The sequence below is a fragment of the Marinoscillum sp. 108 genome, assembly GCF_902506655.1.
In the GTDB taxonomy this organism is placed as follows: Bacteria; Bacteroidota; Bacteroidia; order Cytophagales; family Cyclobacteriaceae; genus Marinoscillum; species Marinoscillum luteum.
This window is the reverse complement of sequence record NZ_LR734808.1, coordinates 3,181,828-3,202,913: the sequence shown is the minus strand read 5'-3', so window position 1 is coordinate 3,202,913 and position 21,086 is coordinate 3,181,828. Positions and strand designations below refer to the sequence as shown.

The following is a 21,086-nucleotide window of genomic DNA, read 5'->3' as shown; positions in this document are numbered from 1 at the left end:
AACCGGGCTTTTTTAATCCATTAATTTCTTAAAAGGAATTACTTTCCTTCCACCGCAGGAGGGGTGATTCCCAATTTCTTCAAAATGATATTCGATACATCATCCTGCTCTCTGGCGTACAACAGCACGTCAAATCCTGGAGCTCCAGCACTAAAAATGTGCGTATAGCCATTCTCGATAGCTATTTGCTCTATGGCATTGCCAATTTTCTCATAAACCGGCTTCAGCAACTGGTTACGTTTGTTGCCCATGGAAGTCTCGGCATCCTGAGAAAACTTCTGAATGCTCTGCTGCAGGCTCTGGATTTCCTCTTCTTTATCCGTGCGGATCAGGTCGTCCCAGGTAGCTGCATTCGCCTGATAATCGCTCATCTTGGTTTGCAGGTTGTTGTATTTGGCTTGTATCTGATTCTGCAATTGCTTCTCATATGCTTTCAGCTCAGCGTCGATTTGCTTAGCCTCAGGCAACAGGCTGAGAACATAGTCTGCATTGGTGTAGCCAATCTTGAGATTTTCCTGCGCCGACACCTGTGCCGCACATGCCATCAACACCACAATTACACTTAAAATTTTTGCTTTCATAATAAAATTGTTATTTCCTAATTACTACTTTCCTGGTTTTCACCCAGACCCAATTCTTCCAATACATAATCAGTATAGTCATGAATTGGGTCAGTATAAATCATGACTAAGTCACCCGACTTGTCAAAAACGATCTGCAATCTATTGTTTTTTGCGACACGTTCCACTGCTTCAAACACCTGATCTTGTACAGGCTTTACTAATTCCTTCTTTTTTAGAAAATAAAGGCCATCAAATCCAAAAATTTGCTTCTGATATTCCTTTACCTCTTTCCACTCCCGGTCTATCTCCTGCCGGCGCTCGGCGCTCATCTCAGCCGTCAATAGTACCTCCTCGGCCTGCAATGCAGCCTCCATCTCCTCCACCTTTTTGTACATACCCTGAATCTCCGTCTCCCAACCCCTGGCCAGCTTTTCGATCTCCGCCTGAGCCTCCTTGTACTCGGGCATTCTGCTCAGCACATATTCGGTATCCACATACCCAAATTTCTGAGCAAAAGTATTACTTATTGCGAACAAAAACAGGCAGAACACTAACAGGGCGCTTTTCTTCATAGTTTTATCTGATTTGTTGTCCGATAGAGAAGTGGAATTGTGGACCACTCACCTCCAGAGAACCCGGTGCCGGATCCAACCCATATCCCCAATCCAGACCCAGTAACCCAAACGCAGGCATGAAGATTCTTACACCAAGCCCGGCTGATCTGTACAGGTTATAAGGATTGAAATTGTCCAGATTATTCCAGTTGTTACCGCCTTCAAAGAACGTAAGCACATAGATGGTAGCCGATGGGTTAAGTGATATCGGATATCGAAGTTCCATGACAAACTTGGTAAACATCGTTCCTCCTTTAGTACCGTTAGCATCCGTAGGCGTTATTACATTATTCTCATAGCCCCGCAAACCGATCACGTCCGTACCCAAAAGGAAATTCTGACCTGTCAAACCATCTCCACCTAATTGGAACCTTTCAAAAGGTCCCACCCCAACTTTATCCGTATAAGAACCCAGCATACCGAAGTGTGCACGAGGAGCTAGAACCAAATTCCCTGCCAACTTTAAATAATACTTGAAATCGAGGTTCCATTTGTGATACTCCAAAAGGTTATAAAGGTCTTGCGAGGAAGCATTCTCATAGTCCAGCTTGCTCCATAGCGAATAGGGTGGCGTAAAAGAAGCACTGAGCGAAAGCGACGATCCGGTTCTTGGATACATAGGATTATCGACTGAGTTTCTCGCCAGGGTGTTGTTAAAGGTCAAACTGTGTGAATCTCCGGAAAAGCCGTAAAAAGAAGTCAAAGAACCCTGCAATGTATATTTCTGGTAGGAGAAAGAATTGCTCACAGTGAAGTAATCATCCGGCCAGGTGACCCTTCTACCAAGGGATACTGTAGCACCTGACACCTGGAGTTTTCCAATGGTCTCGTTGCTCAAATTCAGTGATCGTTGAGCAGAGTGGCTAAAGTTCACCCCAAAGTTGTTGGGCTTACGCCCGCCAAGCCAAGGCTCATTAAAGCTCATGGAATAACTTTGATATCTTCTTCCGTTGGCCTGCATCCTTACCGACAGCTTCTGTCCATCTCCCATAGGGAGTGGACGCCACTTATCCAGGTGCGGGATGTTCTTCACCGAGAAGTTGTTGAAAGATAAACCAAGGGTACCTACAAAACCGAAGGTTCCACCCCATCCTCCTGATAGCTCCACCTGGTCATTGGGTCTCTCCACCAATTGCCATTCAATATCCACGGTTTCATCCGCAGGATTAGGCTTGGGCACAGGATTTACCTGCTCTGGATCGAAATACCCAAGCTGTGACAATTCCCTTTGGGTACGGATCAGCTCAGATCGGCTAAACTTCTCACCCGGCAAGGTCCTGATCTCCCGTAGCACCACGTGATCATTGGTTTTATCATTTCCGCTGATGGTGACCTCATTGATGGTGGCCTGCGGTCCTTCATACAGCCTCATTTCCAGATCAATGGAGTCCTGACTCACACTTACTTCTACAGGATTCACTCTGAAAAAGAGATAGCCATCATCCATGTACAGGGAGCTTATGTCAGCGCCTGTCGGATTATAATTCAGTTTTTTATTAACCAACTCCAGGTCATAAACGTCACCTTTTTCGATGCCCAAAACCCTATCAAGGAAAGCGTCATCGTAGATGTAATTGCCAGACCAGATGATATCCCTAAACCGGTACTTGTTTCCCGGGTTGATGTTGATGTCCACATTCAAATACTTTCGGTCGATGCTGTATACCGAATCGGTTACAATTTCTGCATCACGATACCCTTTGGAGTTATAGAAAGTAATCAGTCCTTTCTTATCCTCCTCAAATTCGCTTCGGACAAACTTGGCAGACTTAAACACGTTCACATTTACCTGTTCTCCCAAATATTCCTTGAGTTCGCGAGTACTCGTTTCCTTTTTGTGGGTTAGAAAATAGAAGAGATTTTTGGGCTTCAAAACCATCAGGGTTTTTTCAATCAGATCTACTGGAAGTCCAATTCTTGGCTTTTCACCCGTGTTTTTCAGCTTACTTCGGAGCTTCGCAGCGGTGAAATTATCGTCCCCGTAAAAATTTATATTCTTGACCTTGACCTTTTGGTTTTTCTCCACAATGATCACAATATTGACACTGTTGGCCAGTAGTGTATCTTTTTGCTGTTTGATTTTCACCTCCGCATTCAGATACCCCTTACCTTCGAAATACCGCTTCACCGACAGCTCAGTATTTTTGATCACCACATCTGTCAGGATCTTTCCCCTTACCAAATCTACCTTATCCTTGAGTTCAGCAATCTGACTTTTGTTTGCTCCCTTAAATTCATATTTGGTGAGCCTGGGTCGTTCACTGAGCGTAATGATCAACCAGATTTTGTCTCCCTCTATCTTTTCTGCTTCAATGGACACATTTCCGATGATCCCTTGCTTCCACAGTTTCTTGATCGCTGCAGATATTTCATCCCCGGGGATCTTGATTTTATCTCCCACGCGAAGACCGGAAAGGGAGATTAAGGCGTTGTTATCCAAAAACTGAACACCCTGAACCCGGATATCAGCTATTTCGTATTCCCTCGGACTGGAGTAATTGATGGCCACTCCATCACTCGCAGGGCTGCTTTTCTGACCAAAACGAATCTGGCCATCTACACCATACGATATTAAAACTGCTAGTATTAGTAAATATTTTTGCATTATCCGAGGTTGACCTGTTCACTTATCTTTCCAAAACGCCTTTCTCTTTTCTGATAAGACACTATGGCCTCATGAAGGTGTTCTTTTCTGAAATCCGGCCAGAGGACGGGAGTAAAAAATAATTCTGTATAGGCCATTTGCCAAAGTAAGAAATTGCTTATTCTCATTTCACCACTTGTACGTATCAACAATTCCGGATCCGGAAAGCCGTACGTAGAAAGGTGTTTTTCTATCTGTTTATGATCCACCGCCTCCGCCTTCAATACTCCTTTTTCTACCTCCAAAGCCAATGCTTGCATGGCATGGGTCAAGTCCCACTTCCCACTATAATTAAGTGCCAAAATGAGTTTCAATCCATCATTTTTGGAGGTCTTGTCAATGGCCTCCTGTAGCTTTTTCTGTGCCTTTTCAGGTAATTGAGAAATATCTCCAATCGAATGAAGGCTCACATTATTCTTCATCAATGTTGGAACCTCATCATTGATGGTAGCCACGAGCAAGGTCATAAGTCCTTGTACTTCCTGCTTTGGACGCGACCAATTCTCTGTACTGAAGGCATAAAGTGTGAGGCAACTCACTCCCAGCTCTGCACAACCCTCAGTAGCCTCCCGAACCGCTTTGATGGCATTTTTGTGACCGAAAATTCTGGCCGCACCCTGCTGTTTTGCCCATCGCCCATTTCCATCCATGATAACGGCAATATGCTGAGGTAAATTGCCCTGATTAATTTGCTCCTTCATCCCCTGATTAGGCTAAAATGCGAAAGACCACAAAGTTGTGGTTTTTTTTACTAACGATGAATGATTAAACATTTTTTAACGCTTAATAGGCCCGTATGCGGTTAAGGATAGATTTGTTTGGGATGTAGGGGAAAGGGCAAGGGATTTTGTAAAGCACATAAGTCAGACTGATCCCGGTATAGAAATACCAATCCTTATCATTGGGATTACCATATTGATAGTTTTTGATACTCTGATCCCCATCTGATATTCCATCGAGGTAGTCGAAGAAGGTCTTGCGAGCTCCGAGTTCACCTGCCAGCGTAAATCTCTTACTCAAAAGGAACTTCACTCCTCCACCCATCGGGAGCACGGGTTGGATACGTAGATAGTCCTCATAAGCTGTGGCCGTATTGTTAAGCTTGACAAACCCCAATCCAAAAAAAGCATAAGGAGACCACTTGTTTTTATACTTTTCTGATCGGTAGCTCATGAAATGGTACTCAAACACCCCACTTAACTCCAGAAAATTGTGCTTAAATTGATATTGGCGATTCTCTCCCAAAGCATCAACAGGCTTACTGTCATCCCCAGAGATACTCCCGGCTGTAAAGGCAAATTTGAAGCTTACTATATCCGAAAAATTGAGGCGATAGATTCCTGATCCGGCAAGGTTGGTATGATCCAACCTGGGCACACCATTCAAATCACCCGTATAATGGCTAACCCCCAAACCTCCTCCAAACTCGACAAACTGAGCTGAAAGCGTGAGAGGTAGTAAAAAAAGAAAAATGAGTTTGTACTTACCCAAGGGCTATCTGAATTTTGCTGATGAGCCAGTCTTACCAACGATCCAGATAAGTTTCAGGGTAGTCATAAACATCATGTCATTATCTTTTGAATTACCTCTTATTCCCTCACCAGTATCATCCCTTCCGCCACCTAAGTCAACCGATGAATAGTACTCAACCCCATCAGACATGGTGCTGCTAGCAATCTTCACACCACTCCTATCAATACCGCTCCATGCTGCCACGGGCTCCGCACTTCTGTCAGACATGATTCTGGCAAGTGGGTCATCAAATTGATCAAAAGGAACGTAATTCGTACTCACATCATCAACATAATCTGTAAACAAATACCTGTACCCTAACTCCAATCCTACATCAAATGGGCCAGGTAGCCTGAAAGTGGCCCCTATAGCCAAAGGAATTGAAAGCTGGAACGGACTGTACTTCTTAACGTCACTTCCATCCAGAAATTGTCCTTCAGTACCCAATTTCCTTAATTTCACCCATTCACCTGCACTGGGGGCCACTTCCGTGCCTCCGGTAGTATAATCCATATCTGGAACCAGCCCCTTAGGCTCATGATGAAAGACTGCCCCGCCCACGAAAAGGTATACATTGAATGGTGGTCTTATATTTGGGCCGCCATAGTTTGGAAGAAGGAAAATTTCGAAGCCCATATGAAACTCCTTAATGTCATTTCGGAAGCTTAGGTTTCTCAAATATCTGGGATAGGCCTGCGTCTCGGCCGGATCTGAAGAGATATCGTCTCCTTTGAGTCTTCCATAGTTAAAACCTGCTCTTACAGCGGCATAAGGTGAAAACTTATACCCTACGTTCACTCCGAAACCAGGCTGAGTAAAGGAGATATCAGTACTGGCTGCCTTATTGACAGGAGCAAGATCTCCGTAATAATTCAGTGCATTGACATTACCAGAAAGGAAGCTGTAGGGTCGGAATTTCCCCCCAACTGAGCCCCCATGGTACCTGGAGATGGATTTATTCTTGTTTTTTCTCTTGCGGTATTTGTTTCTCCTTTGCGCCTCCGCGTCTATTGTCGAAAACAGAAACAGGAGAACTAAGCCGAGAGATAGTAAAATTTTGCCTTTCATTAGTCTTTTAGTAAGAGAACCCAAATTTAAAGATAATATTCCAAGTGGATTACATCTAGAAATATTAAGTTAATTTCTCTTATCCAAGCCCCAGGTTAACTTATTTCTTAAAGTATCTAGAAAAGAACTCCCCTCAACTTTAATTAACCGAGAGGTAAAAGGTGCCTTTTTGATCCTGAATTCTATTTGATCATCGATGGACTCAGACCGGGAATCGAGGGAAACCTGATAGGACTGGTTGCTGGACTCTACCCGAAAGATCAGCTCACTGTCTTCGGAAATAATCAGAGGTCTTACATTCAAGTTGTGAGGGCTGACGGGTGTAATGATGAAATTGCTGGTGTTGGGCATGATGACCGGGCCACCACAGCTAAGAGAGTATCCCGTAGAGCCCGTTGGTGTGGCAATCATCAGCCCATCGGCCCAATAGGTATTGAGAAATTCTCCATCCAAATAGCATTTAACCACAATCATGGATGAAGTATCCTTTCTTAAGATCGCAAATTCATTCAGCGCGTAATTCTTTCCGTTGAACAATGGCACGTTGGTTTCTAAAGCCAAAAGGGAGCGATCCTCATAAGTAAACTGACCAGCGAAATAAGCGGTGAGTGCATCGCGAATATTTTCTCGTGAAATAACCGCCAGAAATCCGAGTCTCCCCAAGTTAATACCCAGTATGGGAAGTTGGGAAGATCCAACATGGGTGAGTGTATCGAGCAAAGTTCCGTCACCACCCAAACTGAAAACAGCCTCGAACGTTTCCATATCCTTGCCAGGAACATAATGAGGGTAGTTCTTGAAAATTTCCTTAGACTCAGATATAGCAGACATTTCCGGGCTAACGAATATTTTTCGCCCATTTGACTCGATGATCTTTACTATATCGCGAACGTAACTGGCAGAATCCGGGGATATCCTGCGTCCGTGGATGGCAATTTTCCTCATGCCATCTATATTTTTAGGTACTTCATCAAAATATCAATGCGCTCTTTCTCCTCGTAGCTGGAGTCTCGCATATTGTAGGAATTCTCCACGAAAAAGCCATGCTGCTCCAATGAAGCCACAATATGGGTAATTTCTTCTTTATTGATTTTGAGGGTGAGGTTGAGCTCTCCTGGTTCTATGGAGTGCGGGCTGAGGTAACTGCTCAGAATCTTCGCTTCGTTAGATTCTATGATTCGGCTAATCTCCGCAAGGGAGTAATCATGCAACTTCAGACGTAAGCCGAGAATGGCACCGGGGGTATTCACTGAGGAGTTTTGAGCGAAGGCCTCCACCACATCTTCTATAGACACCACTCCCAGGTATTGATTGAGTTCGTCAATCACCGCCACTATCCTGAAGCCCTCCAACCCTGAAGTTTTGAGTACGTCATAATAGTGATTTCCAGCATGAACCATACACTGCTGGCCTACCAGAGGATAATCTCCCACTGCCGGATACCTCAATTCATCATTGAGCAGCAGCTCCTCATCAATCAATCCGAGAAAAAGACCACCTTCCACCACTGGCAACTCTGATAAGCGCAACTCATCCATCCACTGCTTGGCCTTGGATATCTCATCCTGAGGCTTCAGTGGTGGAATCATATAGTTTATCAGGTCTTTGGCAATCATACGGCCACTTCTTTCATCAAAAATGTTTCTAAAATCTCATTAAACTCCTCTGGACGCTCCATCATCGGTGCGTGACAGCACTTATCGATGAACCTCAAAGTAGTATTCGGAATCAATCGATCAAACTCATGGCCAACATAAGGCGGTGTAATGGTGTCATTCAGTCCCCATATCAACAAAGTGGGCACTTTTATGTTCGGAATATCATCCGCCATGTTGTGACGCTGAGCCGATTTGGCAATAGCCACAATCCGCAAGGCTTTGGGAATGCTTTTGGTCGTTTCAAACACCTCATCCACCAACTCTTTAGTAGCGGTCTTTGGGTCGTAAAAAGTATACGCCACCCGCTCCTGAATGTATTCGTAAGATCCTCTTTTCGGATAAGATCCTCCCATAGAGTTTTCAAACAAACCCGAACTCCCGGTAAGGATCAGTGAATTGACTTTCTCCTGGTTCTTCAGAGTAAAAATCAAACCAATGTGGCCCCCGAGTGAGTTTCCAATGATATTGAGACCGCTCAAGTTTTGTTTCTCCACGAAATCCTCCACAAACTTATTGAGGGTATCCAGCCCAGCCTCTCTGACTGGCATGGTATATATAGGAAGCAGGGGAATCATCACCCTGTAATTGGAAGAGAATCGCTGAACCACCCCATCCCAATTGCTCAGAGCCCCGAAAAGCCCATGCAGCAGCAGCAAGACTTCTCCTTCTCCTTCATCTATAAACCTAAAACCGTCTTGTTCTTTAATATGCATCTTGTATAAATAAACAAAAGAATTTACAAAAAGGTATAAACTGCCTTCCCTTTCTCACCAATATTTTTCAATGAATCAATCATGTCCTCCATAAAAGGAAGCACTTTCGAAATCCACTCAAAGGTTTTCGGGCCAATGCTCTCTATATACGGAAAAATAAGCGATCCGTCTGACTGTCCGGATGGGAGGTGCACCCCTATGGAATCAAATACCCAAAAGAAAACACTCACAATAAAAGCCCATTTGAAGATTCCGGCCAGTGCTCCCAATAGGTTGTCGAGGAATCCCATAAAAGTAAGATCCACAGCCTTCTTTATGACTTTAGCAGCCAGATTGATCAACAGCACGGCTACCAAAAATAAAGCCACAAAAACGCCCACAGTCAGCAATTGATAATAATCACTTGAATCAAAAAAACGATTGGCCACAGGTATGGTAAGTTCAATCGCCACAAACAAACCGACAAAAAAGGCAACAAAAGAGAATATCTCAATAATAAAGCCCTTCATGTAGCCTTTAATGCCACCGATAATGAACACCACCAGAAAAAAAATGTCTAGATAATTCACTGTTTAACTCAATAACTTCTTTGTCAACATTGACACTGTCTTTCCATCAGCCACTCCGGCAAACTTTTTAGTAGCCACTCCCATCACCTTGCCCATGTCCTGAGGACCGGAAGCTCCCACCTGGGTGATGATCTCTTTAAGCGCTTGCTCCAATTCTTCTTCGGTCATTTGCTTAGGCAAAAACTCTTCTATTACTGCCAGTTCACTCTCTTCTTTAGCCGCAAGGTCCTCTCTGTTTTGCTCACGATAAATGGCCAATGAGTCCTTTCGTTGTTTAGCAGCCTTGGTCAGCAGTTTCAGCTCCACCTCCTCAGACATTTCGTCACCGCCTCCTTTTTCCGATTCGGCCAAAAGAATAAGCGCCTTGATAGCACGGAGAGGGGTTAGTCTTGCCTTGTCCTTATTCAACATGGCCTGCTTTATTTCGGCTTCTATTTTCGTTTTTAAACTCATAATCTATTTTTTATAAACAAATTTGCTACGGATTCAGTGTAACAACTATGACCAAACTTAGCGTAAACATCAACAAAATTGCAACCCTTCGCAACGCTCGGGGGGGTAATAATCCTGACGTAATACAGGTAGCTCTTGACTGTGAGCGTTTTGGCGCTCAGGGCATCACCGTGCACCCGCGACCAGACGAGCGACACATCCGATACGATGACGTCATGCAGCTGGCCAAGGTTGTGAAAACGGAATTTAACATAGAAGGATACCCGGATGCCAGGTATATGGAAATTATCGAAAAAGTGCGCCCGGCTCAGGCCACGCTGGTGCCGGACGGTCCCGATGTACTTACTTCCAATGCCGGGTGGGATACCATTCAGCATCAAAAGCAGCTTACTGATATGATCAGCACCATCAAAGGGTGGGGAGTGCGTACATCTGTCTTTGTGGATCCGGACATTAAAATGGTGGAAGGTGCCAAGGCAATAGGTGCCGATAGAATAGAACTTTATACCGAACCTTATGCTTCGGGATTTGCCGAAGATAAAGCCGGGGCCATCGCCGATTATGTAATGGCAGCTCAGACAGCTCAGAAACTTGGCCTGGGTTTGAATGCCGGGCATGATCTGGATTTGAACAATCTCAAATTCTTAAAAACAAACATTCCCTTCCTGGATGAAGTCTCTATTGGGCATGCGCTCGTCTGTGATGCTTTATACTATGGATTAGAAAACACCATTCAGATGTATCTCCGACAGATACAATGAGTTAAGAATAGACTATGAAATTAAACTACAGAAAGCTGGGATCCGGATCCCCGCTCTTTATTTTACATGGAGTATTTGGCTCCTCTGACAACTGGCAAACACTAGGGAAGGAGTTTGCCGAATACTACACCGTCTACCTGATCGACCAAAGAAACCATGGAAACTCTCCGCACAGCAGCGAGATGAGTTACGAGGCAATGGTATCTGACCTGCAGAAACTCATGGACAACGAAGGGCTCAATACCATCGATATTTTAGGGCATTCTATGGGTGGGAAAACAGCTATGAATTTTGCTGTGACCTTTCCCGAGCGGATTGAAAAATTGATTGTAGTGGACATTGCACCAATCTATTACCCCCCGCATCACCAGCAAATATTCGAAGGCTTTCATTCTATCGATCTCCAACGCATTGAAAGTCGCAAGGAAGCCGATCAGCAGATGGCCAAGAAAGTAAAAGAGTTCGGGGTAAGGCAGTTCATCCTGAAAAACCTCACCAGAAACGAGGAGAATCAATTTGCCTGGAAAATCAACCTGCAGGCCATAGAACAAAACATAGAAACGTTAGGCAGCGGCCTTACTGAGGGACAAACCTTCGATAAAAAAACCCTCTTTATCGGAGGATCCAAGAGTGACTACATTCAGCAAAAAGATCATCAGACGATCCAGAATCATTTTCCTCAGGCACGTATACGGATGGTCGAGGGTGCCGGACATTGGGTACACGCCGAAAAGCCAGAGGAACTGAAAACACTGGTATTAGCATTTCTTCAACAATAAAAATATTCATGCAAAAAGGCTCCGTTTTTCTTATCCCCACATACCTCTCAGATCACCATGAGGCTTCATTTTTGGCTCCATTGGTGCTGGACGTGATCAAAAACACCGACTACTTCCTGGTAGAGAATGTGCGGACAGCCCGCAGGTTTATCAGCAGTCTGAAACTTGGTTTGGACATCAGCACTTTAGAATTTGAGGTACTGGATAAGAAATCAACCCCTGCCGAAATCAGCCAATATATGGCTCCTGTCATAGCAGGAAAAGACGTTGGCGTGATCTCTGAAGCCGGGCTTCCCGGGCTGGCCGATCCAGGTCAACTAGCGGTGACTTTTGCTCATCGAAATGGCCTGCGGGTCATTCCACTTCCGGGCGCCTCATCCATTCAAACAGCGGTGACCAGCTCAGGATTCAGCGGTCAGCAGTTCACTTTTCATGGCTATTTGCCGATTCAAAAGGCTGAGCGGCTGAAAGCCATTAAAAATCTGGAACAGCAGCTGACCTCCACCGGGTACACACAGGTATTTATGGAGACACCCTTTCGTAACATGAGCCTGATATCCGATCTCGTAGACACCCTTTCTCACCATGTCAATTTGAACATTGCTGCAGATATATTTGGACAGCATGAATTTATCAAAACACAAACCATTGCGGCCTGGAGAAAACAGAAAAAAGATTTGCACAAAATACCGTCTGTGTTCAGCATTGGTCATTTCTCCTAAAACCTTCTGATAATTCGCTGAAAATCCTAAATTTGCTCCCTTTTAAGAAAATAGATTTATGTCATACCTATTTACCTCTGAGTCCGTGTCTGAAGGGCACCCGGACAAAATTGCTGATCAGATTTCTGATGCGCTAGTCGATCATTTTTTGGCTTTTGACCCGCAATCCAAAGTAGCCTGCGAAACGCTGGTAACTACCGGACAGGTAGTGCTGGCCGGGGAGGTAAAATCCAAAACCTATCTGGATGTACAGCAGCTTGCGCGGGATGTCATCAGGAAAATAGGCTATACCAAGTCTGAATACATGTTTGAAGCCAACTCATGTGGTATTCTATCTTCCATCCATGAGCAGTCTCCGGACATCAATCAGGGGGTAGACAGACAGGACCCCAAGCTACAAGGTGCAGGCGATCAGGGCATGATGTTTGGCTATGCCACTGATGAGACAGAGAATTATATGCCTTTGGCTCTGGACATTTCTCATCGCATTCTGAGGGAGCTTGCGGCACTGAGAAGAGCCAACGACGAAATCACCTACCTGCGTCCGGATGCAAAGTCGCAGGTGACTATCGAATATTCTGACGACAATCAGCCAGTGAAAATAGTGGCTATAGTGGTTTCTACACAGCACGACGATTTTGATGAAGAGTCCAAAATGCTGGAGAAAATCAAAAAAGACATTATCAGCATTCTTATCCCGAGGGTGAAAGCCCAGCTCAGCCCGGAATTGCAGAAACTATTTACTGATGACATCAAATACCACATCAATCCTACCGGGAAATTCGTAATCGGCGGTCCTCACGGTGATGCAGGCCTCACAGGCCGTAAAATCATCGTGGATACTTATGGTGGAAAGGGCGCACATGGAGGAGGAGCCTTCTCAGGCAAAGACCCCTCTAAAGTAGACAGATCTGCTGCCTATGCTACCCGACACATCGCCAAAAACCTGGTAGCGGCGGGAGTATGTAAAGAAGTATTGGTGCAGGTTTCATATGCCATAGGCGTTGTGGAGCCTATGGGTATTTTCATTGATACCTACGGCACCTCCAATGTGAGTCTTACGGACGGAGAGATTGCCAGAAAAGTAGAAGAGATCTTTGATATGACGCCATATGGAATAGAGACCCGACTGAAACTTAGAACCCCCATGTATCTGGATGCTGCGGCATATGGACATATGGGAAGAAAGTCTGAGACGGTGACACGAAGTTTCACCAATGGTGAGGGCGAAACCAAGTCCATGACTTTTGAAACTTTTACCTGGGAAAAACTAGACTATATAGATAAGGTGAAGGCAGCATTTGCTCTATAAAGACTTTACTAAAGCGCTTTAAATAATTCAAAGGTGACCAATGGTCGCCTTTTTTTTGTTTCAGAATGTCCCTTTTCTACAATGGTGGCATTGTAAGGTTAAACAATTCAAAAACCGAACCCTATGAGAACCGTTTTATTCATTGCCTCCCTATTTCTGCTTTATGCGTGCACCGAGAGTGACACCCCTGTCCCCAACCAAACACCCGCCGAACAGGAAGTGGATACTACTTCCGAAAATGGCACCGAGGACCCTGAAACTGCCGATTACTCTATTCAGGGTGATTGGACTACCACCTCAGAGCAACACACATTCTGTCAGCTGCCCGAGAATCAATGCAGCGTGGAGAGCTATACCTCCATCAATGCATTTTGGATATCCCGAATGGAGTGTACCTCAGACTCCGTCTTTTTCTACAATGAAAATGCACCAGACAACCTCTATGGTAAGTATTCCTACGAAACGCTGGATTCGGTCACCTTCGCCATCGACTTAGGGCCCAACACTTTGATCTATGGTATTTTTCAAATCAATTGGTCTGATTCTGATCATCTCTCCCTCACCAATGAGTTTTACAACGAGGACTCCAGCTATTTTTTCTCCGATATTTACTTTCTCAACAGGGATCAATAAGCTCCTGACATGACCAGGGAAGAAGAATTAGCGTTGATAGAAGCCAGCAAAAAGGAGCCAGGAGCTTTCCGGCCCCTTTACCAAAAATACTATGGCCAAATCCTTGGGTACGTGGCAAAGAAAATAGGGAATACCACCCTGGCTGAAGAAATCACCTCAGATGTCTTCTTCAAAGCACTGACCAAAATTAACCTTTTCCGGCCCTCAGGGCATTCCATCTCTCCTTGGCTCTATAAAATAGCACTGAACGAAATCAGAATGCATTTTAGGAAAACTCAAAAAGAAAATTACCTATTTGACAGGAAGACCTTAGTAGAACCTCTTCATCTTTTTGAACTGCCTGGAGATCATGAAGTGCTTGAGCGGCTGGAAAAAATACTCCTCCAACAAAAGGAAAAAGACCTCACCCTGCTGGAACTCAGGTTTTATCAGGGTCTGAAATTTGAAGAAGTAGGGCAGGTACTCGGCATGAGCCATGAAAACGCTAAAAAGAGGACGTACAGGCTGCTGGAAAAACTAAGAACAGAACTAATGGAGAAGGCATGAGCAATGACAGGAAAATCATATGGAACCCTGAAGAACCGGTATTTATTTCCGATTCCTCCAAAGATTTCGACCGACTGGTTCGTCGGGCGCAGCAGCGAAAGTTTACTGTGAAGATCTGGCGCCAAGCATCCACCGCATCCATTATGGGAATAGGAGTACTCACCATAATCCTCTTTAATCTGCCTGAAACAGAGTCCCCAACTCCGAACATTCATACAGCACCTCTTTCGTCGGAGATCGGCCCTTTCTTGTCTCCCATAAGCATGGTGGAAATCCCCGCTAATTCCCAACGAATTTCTAAGACCGAGCTGGCGATTCCAGCAGCCAACGAGAAGCCTGAAAATGAGCTGGAAAGGAAGGAAGACAAAGAGACTTTCACACCTACTGAGTACACACGGGCATACCCTGCAGTGGGAATGGACAGTCTATATGCTTACTTCAACACAGGCATTCATGACCTCCTGAAGTCTGGTGAGTATCCCGTGACCAGCACCAAAACAACCGTTAATTTTATGATTGATCAAACTGGCCGGCCTGTTAAAATAAGCGTGAATGCCCTGGAACATACTCTATTGGAAGAAAAAATCATTGGTCTGGTGACTGGAATGCCCGAATGGGATCCTGCCACTGCCGATGGCGTGCCTATCGCTACCTGGTTTGCCATCCCTCTTGGCCTGGAATATCAGGTGGTATTGGATTCAGGCGAAGTTAAATAACCGGCTGACTGAATTTTTCACAGAATGATCTCTCAGTTTTTCCTGATTCATTAAATTTCCTTCATGGAAATATTTCTTCAGCCAGAAGCATGGATCGCTCTCCTCACCCTTACCTTTTTAGAAGTGGTGCTGGGCATTGACAACATCATTTTTATCTCGATCGTCACCAATAAGCTCCCCAGGGAAAAGCAAGGGAAGGCACGAACACTTGGATTGGCCCTGGCCCTGTTGTTTCGCATCGGGCTGCTTTTGGGAATCACCTGGATCATTACCTTTACAGAGCCCCTATTCTCTGTATTCAATACTGAGATCTCCGGAAGAGACCTCATTTTACTCGTCGGGGGACTCTTTTTACTCTTCAAAAGCACCCTGGAAATCCATCATAAAATGGAAGGCGAAGAAGACCATGAAAACCAACGAGCCGTGCGGTCCTTTCTGGGCACCATCGTTCAAATCATTCTGCTGGACATCATCTTTTCGTTTGACTCCATCCTCACTGCCATTGGGCTCACAGAGGAAATCCTTCTCATGATCATTGCTGTGGTTATCTCCATCGTCATTATGATGATCTTTTCTAAGAAAATCAGTGATTTCATAGGCCAGCATCCCACATTGGAGATATTGGCGTTATCATTTCTGATCCTCATAGGTTTTATGCTGATGATTGAGGCGCTCCATTACCACGTACCCAAAGGCTATATCTACTTTGCAGTATTCTTCTCTCTGGTAGTGGAAATGCTCAACATGAAGATGCGTAAGAAAAGAAACCCTGTAAAACTGAGAAAGCGAATAAGCGCTCCTAAAGAGTAATTTCTTCCATTCGCGCTTTGGCCCAACTGATCAATACTTCTATTTGAGCTTCAGTAAGTCTTCCCTCGGGATGAGTGATGTTATAAACGGCAAGTGGCATTTCGCCCTCTTCCACCATTTCTATCACCTCTTCCAGTTTGTGGTGCTTCCGCTTGGCAGAGTAAGTAGCCCATTCCGAAAAGTTCAGTTCATCTCTGCCCTCGTTAGTATCGTGAATGACCAGCCAAGATACAGGAGCCACACTGGCGTACCAGGGATATTTGGTTTCGTTGGAGTGGCAATCGTAACATGCAGCTTTCAGGATACCACTTACTTCGGGGTTCACCAGCACTTCGTTGTGAATGTCGCCGGGATTATCAGTGCTCACTGCTGGCTTCTCCCCAGGAAAGAACTGAATGATGATTAATCCAAGAAGCAGAAAGTAAGCGATACGTTTGATCCATTTTTTCATATAATTAAAATTACACCTTACAGTCTATTTTTCATTCAATCTCGTGAAGAAACTCTTCACAGCCCTCAAAATGATTAGATCATTCCATTCATGGCCCGAATACCAGCTGATTATCCTAAAAATGAAATCAGCACACCGGCAGCCACGGCCGAACCAATCACCCCTGAGATGTTGCTAGCCATCGCATATTGCAAAAGATGGTTGTTGGGGTCGTGTTTCAGGGCGATTTCGTTGGCCACACGTGAGGCCATGGGCACGGCACTGAGGCCGGTCGCTCCTATCAACGGATTGATTTTCTTTTTGGCAAAGAGGTTATAGACCTTCACGGCATAGATCCCTCCAGCGATGGAGATGGCAAACGCAATAAAGCCCCCAACGATGATCATGATGGTTTCCATATTTAGAAAAGCCTTAGCTGTCATAGTAGCTCCAACGGCCAGTCCCAAAAAGATGGTTGCAGCGTTCAGAATGGTATCAGAGGCAGCCTTATGTAGCCTGCCTGTGGAGACTCCTATCTCCTTCACCAGGTTGCCAAACATCAACAAACCAATCAACGGTACGGATGAGGGTACAAGCAGGGCCACGATGGTGCCTACGCCTATGGGAAAAAGTATTTTCAGGGTCTGAAGGTCCTTGATCGGGCGCCTGGATGGATACAGCTTATCCTGCTGTTTCATGTTGATGAGAAGTTCCTTCTTATTGGTCGTAAGCCGAACCACCAATGGAATGATTACCGGCACGAGCGCCATGTAGGAATAAGCAGCGATCGCTATGGGGCCGAGCAAATGCGGGGCCAGTTTGATGGTGGTATAAATCGCTGTGGGGCCATCTGCTCCACCAATGATACCCAGGGCAGCTGCTTCCTTCAGTGTAAAGCCGAATGCTACGGCCGAAATCAAAACAGTGAAAATCCCGATTTGGGCAGCAGCACCAAAAAAGGCCAATCGCAGATTGCGCAGCATGGGCCCAAAATCCGTGAGTGCTCCCACCCCAAGGAAAATGATCGGAGGCAAAAACCCGGTCTTTATGAGCGAATAATAAACAAAGTTCATTATGCCATGATCCCTGGCGATCTGATACAGGGTCAGGTTTTCATCAATTTTCTCCACCCCCATCTGACCTCCCGGGAAATTGGCGATCAGCATACCAAAGGCAATTGGGACCAGTAGCAAAGGCTCGTATTGCTTCTTGATGCCCAGATAAAGCAAAAACAAGGCGATGAAAATCATGAGTAAAATCTGAGGCTCGTCCACCATATTCTGGATGGCGGTCATCTGGTAAAGTTTCTCTAAAAGTTCCAATCCTAGTTCAGTTTAATCAACACATCATCATCATATACCTCGTCACCTTCATGTACCAGGATTTCCTGTACCACTCCGTCGGTATCTGACTTCACGGCGTTGGTTACCTTCATGGCCTCAATATAGCAGACTACATCTCCCTTTTTCACCGGGTCCCCCACTTTCAGGGGCTTTTCTCCGGCACTTTTCGTCATGAAGATCTTGCCCTCCAGCGGCGCAATAATTTCATGAGACGCCCCATTAGAAGCAGGCGAACCTGCTGAGGCGGTTGCTTTCTCCGGGGCACCATCCGCTGCACTGTAGCTGATGGACACTCTGAACTTTTGGCCATCCACCTCCACGTCCAGCGCCGTGGGTTTGGCTACCGCTGAAGCTCCTGTGCTGGTCGCGCTATCGGTCTTGCGCCTGGCCAGGTCTGTCTCAAAGTCGCTTTTGGCTTTACCGGACTTGTAAGCCTCGTACTGCTGTGGGTGCATGGCATACTCAAACAATTCTTCATCGTCCTGCCCGGTATCCCAGCCTTGTTCCTTCATTTTCTTACGGAAATCCTCCAACGCATCGGGCTGCAGGTCCTGCGGGTCTCCTTCGAAAAAAGACCGCTCCTGGGCCTTGGCCAGCTTCTTCAGCTCGGGCGCCAGCTCTCCGGGTACTCTTCCTGATTTTCCCAGGAGCATATCCCAGGTATTGTCGTCCAGGAGCGACCAGCGGTCCTTTCCTTTCTCCATCTGCATCACATTGACCAGTGCCGCATTTTTCACATATTGGCTATAGGGAGTCACCAGCGGAGGATAACCCATCTTGGGCCAGATTTCCTCCACCTCTTCAAACAGCTTAATGAGCAAATCATCCTGAGATAGAGGCGCCTGATTGTTTTTTTCCTTCCACTTATTGAGCCCTTTGAGGTTGTTTTCCAGATCTGACATGAGACTACCCATCATTCCTCCGGGCAAGCCCGGGCCGATGAGCAGAGCGTTCATGTGGCGATTTTTAGGGTTGATGTAATACCCCAAAAAATCGTCGATAAACTCCTGAGTAAGTGATCGTGCCTGCATGTAGGCCTTCATGTTAATATCCGGGAGGCTAAAGCCCGCATCTCGGAGCACCTCATGTACCGTCAGCAGATCGGCATGGCCCGTACCAAATGAAAGGGGTTCCATCCCAACGTCTATAAAGTCTGCACCGGCTCTGGCCGCCTCCAGAGAAGACGCCACCGAGAATCCGGGCCCGGAGTGCCCGTGATAGGTCACGGGGATGTCCTTATTAAGTGCTTTGATGCCAGCAACCAACTTACCCATGGAAGCTGGACGGCCTATTCCGGCCATGTCTTTGATACAAATTTCTTCGGCACCCATTTCCATTAGCTCCTCCGCCATTTTGATGTAATAATCGACGGTATGAAGCTTGGAATGCGTGATGCACAGGGCCGTCTGGGCAATCATTCCACCCTCCTTGGCATAGTCGATGGAGAGCTTAAGGTTTCGGGTATCATTGAGCCCATCAAATGACCGGGAGATATCCGTACCCTGTAGTTTTTTCAGTTTAAACATTAGCCTGCGCACATCTCTGGGGACAGGATACATGCGTAGCCCATTGAGTCCACGCTCCAGCATGTGCGTCTGTATTCCTGCATCATTGAAAGGTTGCGTCCAGTCCCTAACTGACTTGTTCGGGTTTTCGCCATACAGGAGGTTGATCTGCTCAAATCCGCCCCCATTGGTTTCCACCCGACGAAAACAGCCGATCTCCACGATGGGCTCTGCCACCCTGACCAGCTGATCTACCCTGGGAACATACTTACCGGACGATTGCCACATGTCTCTGTAGACAAGACCGAGTCCAATTTCCTTTGCCATGATCTATTAATTTAACTTTTCTATACGGGTCACCTGTCCCTTGCCTTCTGTGAAAATATTGACCGCCGCAGTAATGGCCGCCACCTGAGCTTTTTCCAGTGAGTCATCTGCCGGCGCGGGAGCCAGCCTGTTCACCACCCGAATCAGCAGGTTGCCGGTGATGACCACCAGAAGCAAAACCACAAAAACGGTGATCATGCCGATGCCCAGAAGAGAAAATGCTGTAGAGAGATCCGAATTCATCATCAGTCTAAATTGTATCGTAACCAAACTTAGTGAATACTTACTGGACTTACCATGAATCAAAGTTCTATTGCCTGCCCTACTCTTAAAATAACCTGCCTCATAAGGGTAGGTGACATTGATCAGGGATTAACACATCCAAGGTAGGAAGAGCGAAAACGTGCCTACGGTTTTCCCCTTTCATGCGCATGAAAAAAAATTTCGTGCCTATGAAATCCCGCACTTATGCTTATGAAAATAATTTTTAAGCGCGTCGGTTGGTCTTGTGACCAACAAAAATGATGAAGATAGGCTGCAGAATGACTCGAAAATTCCAGTTTCTTGAGAGATGCCTGCCCCAAATCTGAGGGGTCATCGGATCACGATACTTGCTTGTTGGAGGCAACTCCAACAAGGGTAAGAGGAATCATTTGATAGTCTGGAAAATTTCTACACCAATGAGTATTATGTTTTGACCTGGGAACCTTGAAAAATCACCGTAAGTTGTGAAACAAAAGGCCAACTCTGAATTACAAGTTTTGCATCTATATAACTTAATAAAGGCTTCCTTTCGTCCATAAGCTGTTTCATATTGAAAGGAATGTATTCCTGTCTTAGGATAAGTTTGCTCAAGTAAACCAAATTTATTCGCAAATTTTCTAAGCTCAAACAAAGTGTATTCGGAAGTATTTGGAAATTTCAAATCGATAGTTCCTACCTCCATTAAACCACCAGTAACAAGGGGAAACTGACCAGTTTGTTTGCAAATTGGACATTCAAAGATTACTGTACTTTCTCTGCTATATTCATGTGGCACACCAACATGAAGAGGATTAATTTCACCCTCAGTATTCAAAAAAATCTTTCCCATTTAATCAAGTGGTTGAATATTAATGATTTCAATTTTTTCCACATCCCGCCTTTGTTGATCTTGTGACCAACAAAAATGATGAAGCTAGCCTGCATGATGAGTCAAAAATTCCAGTTTCTGGGAGATGCCTGCCCCAAATCTGAGGGGTCATCGGATCCCGCTAACCTGAGTCTCGCTTGTTGGAAACTACTCGAACAAGGGCAGAGGAAGATCCTTGAGCCTCGCTTCGGTGGGGCTCTTTTTTTACCCAGCTCTCCCAAGATCAATCATAAAAAAAAACGGGCCCCAAAAATTTGGAGCCCGTTTGTATGAATA

At 45.4% G+C, this 21,086-nt stretch carries 24 protein-coding genes; 8 read left to right on the top strand and 16 right to left on the bottom strand.

All coding sequences use genetic code 11. The features are described 5' to 3' along the window. Positions 1-38: 38 nt before the first annotated feature. The 11 genes from GV030_RS12945 to GV030_RS12895 form a co-directional block, all read right to left on the bottom strand. Complete coding sequence (locus GV030_RS12945; RefSeq protein ID WP_159582732.1) at positions 39-581, bottom strand: OmpH family outer membrane protein; 543 nt, start codon at positions 579-581, stop codon at positions 39-41. A gap of 17 nt (positions 582-598) precedes the next feature. Then, entirely contained in the window at positions 599-1,135 is a 537-nt protein-coding gene (locus GV030_RS12940; protein ID WP_159582731.1) for an OmpH family outer membrane protein, read from the bottom strand. 4 nt (positions 1,136-1,139) lie between these two features. Then, on the bottom strand, positions 1,140-3,782 hold the full coding sequence (locus GV030_RS12935) for an outer membrane protein assembly factor (protein WP_159582730.1): 2,643 nt from the start codon (positions 3,780-3,782) through the stop codon (positions 1,140-1,142). Next, the gene (locus GV030_RS12930; RefSeq protein ID WP_159582729.1) at positions 3,782-4,522 is read right to left on the bottom strand and encodes an isoprenyl transferase; all 741 of its coding nucleotides are present in this window, start codon (positions 4,520-4,522) and stop codon (positions 3,782-3,784) included. The genes GV030_RS12935 and GV030_RS12930 overlap by 1 nt, the downstream gene beginning before the upstream one ends. A gap of 82 nt (positions 4,523-4,604) precedes the next feature. Further along, positions 4,605-5,312: a DUF6089 family protein gene (locus GV030_RS12925; RefSeq protein WP_159582728.1), complete on the bottom strand. Its 708-nt coding sequence runs from the start codon at positions 5,310-5,312 to the stop codon at positions 4,605-4,607. 3 nt (positions 5,313-5,315) lie between these two features. Next, positions 5,316-6,401 (bottom strand): DUF6089 family protein, encoded by a 1,086-nt coding sequence (locus GV030_RS12920; RefSeq protein ID WP_159582727.1) that lies wholly within the window; start codon positions 6,399-6,401, stop codon positions 5,316-5,318. A 69-nt stretch (positions 6,402-6,470) separates the two neighbouring features. Then, positions 6,471-7,346, bottom strand: a complete 876-nt coding sequence (locus GV030_RS12915) for an NAD kinase (RefSeq protein ID WP_159582726.1) — start codon at positions 7,344-7,346, stop codon at positions 6,471-6,473. 5 nt (positions 7,347-7,351) lie between these two features. Continuing rightward, the gene (locus GV030_RS12910) at positions 7,352-7,990 is read right to left on the bottom strand and encodes a cbs domain containing protein (RefSeq protein ID WP_159582725.1); all 639 of its coding nucleotides are present in this window, start codon (positions 7,988-7,990) and stop codon (positions 7,352-7,354) included. 23 nt (positions 7,991-8,013) lie between these two features. Continuing rightward, positions 8,014-8,772, bottom strand: a complete 759-nt coding sequence (locus GV030_RS12905) for an alpha/beta fold hydrolase (RefSeq protein WP_159582724.1) — start codon at positions 8,770-8,772, stop codon at positions 8,014-8,016. A 23-nt stretch (positions 8,773-8,795) separates the two neighbouring features. Next, positions 8,796-9,341: a CvpA family protein gene (locus GV030_RS12900; RefSeq protein ID WP_159582723.1), complete on the bottom strand. Its 546-nt coding sequence runs from the start codon at positions 9,339-9,341 to the stop codon at positions 8,796-8,798. A gap of 3 nt (positions 9,342-9,344) precedes the next feature. Then, a complete protein-coding gene (locus tag GV030_RS12895) occupies positions 9,345-9,794 on the bottom strand; it encodes a GatB/YqeY domain-containing protein (protein WP_159582722.1) in 450 nt (149 codons plus the stop codon). A gap of 47 nt (positions 9,795-9,841) precedes the next feature. Here GV030_RS12895 and GV030_RS12890 point away from each other — a divergent pair, with 47 nt between their 5' ends. From GV030_RS12890 to GV030_RS12855, 8 genes are all read left to right on the top strand, one after another. Beyond that, the gene (locus GV030_RS12890) at positions 9,842-10,555 is read left to right on the top strand and encodes a pyridoxine 5'-phosphate synthase (protein ID WP_159582721.1); all 714 of its coding nucleotides are present in this window, start codon (positions 9,842-9,844) and stop codon (positions 10,553-10,555) included. Between the two features lie 14 nt (positions 10,556-10,569). Then, positions 10,570-11,334, top strand: coding sequence for an alpha/beta fold hydrolase (locus GV030_RS12885; RefSeq protein WP_159582720.1), 765 nt, complete (start codon positions 10,570-10,572; stop codon positions 11,332-11,334). 8 nt (positions 11,335-11,342) lie between these two features. After that, complete coding sequence (locus GV030_RS12880) at positions 11,343-12,056, top strand: SAM-dependent methyltransferase (protein WP_159582719.1); 714 nt, start codon at positions 11,343-11,345, stop codon at positions 12,054-12,056. A 58-nt stretch (positions 12,057-12,114) separates the two neighbouring features. Further along, positions 12,115-13,368, top strand: coding sequence for a methionine adenosyltransferase (gene metK / locus GV030_RS12875; protein WP_159582718.1), 1,254 nt, complete (start codon positions 12,115-12,117; stop codon positions 13,366-13,368). Positions 13,369-13,491: 123 nt separating this feature from the next. After that, positions 13,492-14,001, top strand: a complete 510-nt coding sequence (locus GV030_RS12870) for a hypothetical protein (RefSeq protein ID WP_159582717.1) — start codon at positions 13,492-13,494, stop codon at positions 13,999-14,001. A gap of 9 nt (positions 14,002-14,010) precedes the next feature. After that, positions 14,011-14,547, top strand: a complete 537-nt coding sequence (locus GV030_RS12865; protein ID WP_159582716.1) for an RNA polymerase sigma factor — start codon at positions 14,011-14,013, stop codon at positions 14,545-14,547. After that, positions 14,544-15,263 carry a hypothetical protein gene (locus GV030_RS12860; RefSeq protein ID WP_159582715.1) on the top strand — a complete coding sequence of 240 codons (720 nt, stop codon included), beginning with the start codon at positions 14,544-14,546 and terminating at the stop codon, positions 15,261-15,263. The genes GV030_RS12865 and GV030_RS12860 overlap by 4 nt, the downstream gene beginning before the upstream one ends. Positions 15,264-15,326: 63 nt before the next feature. Then, positions 15,327-16,073, top strand: coding sequence for a TerC family protein (locus GV030_RS12855; protein ID WP_159582714.1), 747 nt, complete (start codon positions 15,327-15,329; stop codon positions 16,071-16,073). On the opposite strand, the gene GV030_RS12850 is transcribed toward GV030_RS12855, so the two are convergent. From GV030_RS12850 to GV030_RS12830, 5 genes are all read right to left on the bottom strand, one after another. Next, positions 16,063-16,524 carry a heme-binding domain-containing protein gene (locus tag GV030_RS12850; protein WP_159582713.1) on the bottom strand — a complete coding sequence of 154 codons (462 nt, stop codon included), beginning with the start codon at positions 16,522-16,524 and terminating at the stop codon, positions 16,063-16,065. The genes GV030_RS12855 and GV030_RS12850 overlap by 11 nt on opposite strands. A gap of 110 nt (positions 16,525-16,634) precedes the next feature. Next, positions 16,635-17,825, bottom strand: a complete 1,191-nt coding sequence (locus GV030_RS12845) for a sodium ion-translocating decarboxylase subunit beta (RefSeq protein WP_221413339.1) — start codon at positions 17,823-17,825, stop codon at positions 16,635-16,637. Between the two features lie 2 nt (positions 17,826-17,827). Continuing rightward, a complete protein-coding gene (locus GV030_RS12840; RefSeq protein WP_159582712.1) occupies positions 17,828-19,678 on the bottom strand; it encodes a biotin/lipoyl-containing protein in 1,851 nt (616 codons plus the stop codon). Positions 19,679-19,684: 6 nt separating this feature from the next. Then, entirely contained in the window at positions 19,685-19,924 is a 240-nt protein-coding gene (locus GV030_RS12835; protein ID WP_221413338.1) for a hypothetical protein, read from the bottom strand. 403 nt (positions 19,925-20,327) lie between these two features. Further along, positions 20,328-20,771 carry a hypothetical protein gene (locus tag GV030_RS12830; RefSeq protein WP_159582711.1) on the bottom strand — a complete coding sequence of 148 codons (444 nt, stop codon included), beginning with the start codon at positions 20,769-20,771 and terminating at the stop codon, positions 20,328-20,330. Positions 20,772-21,086 lie beyond the last annotated feature (315 nt).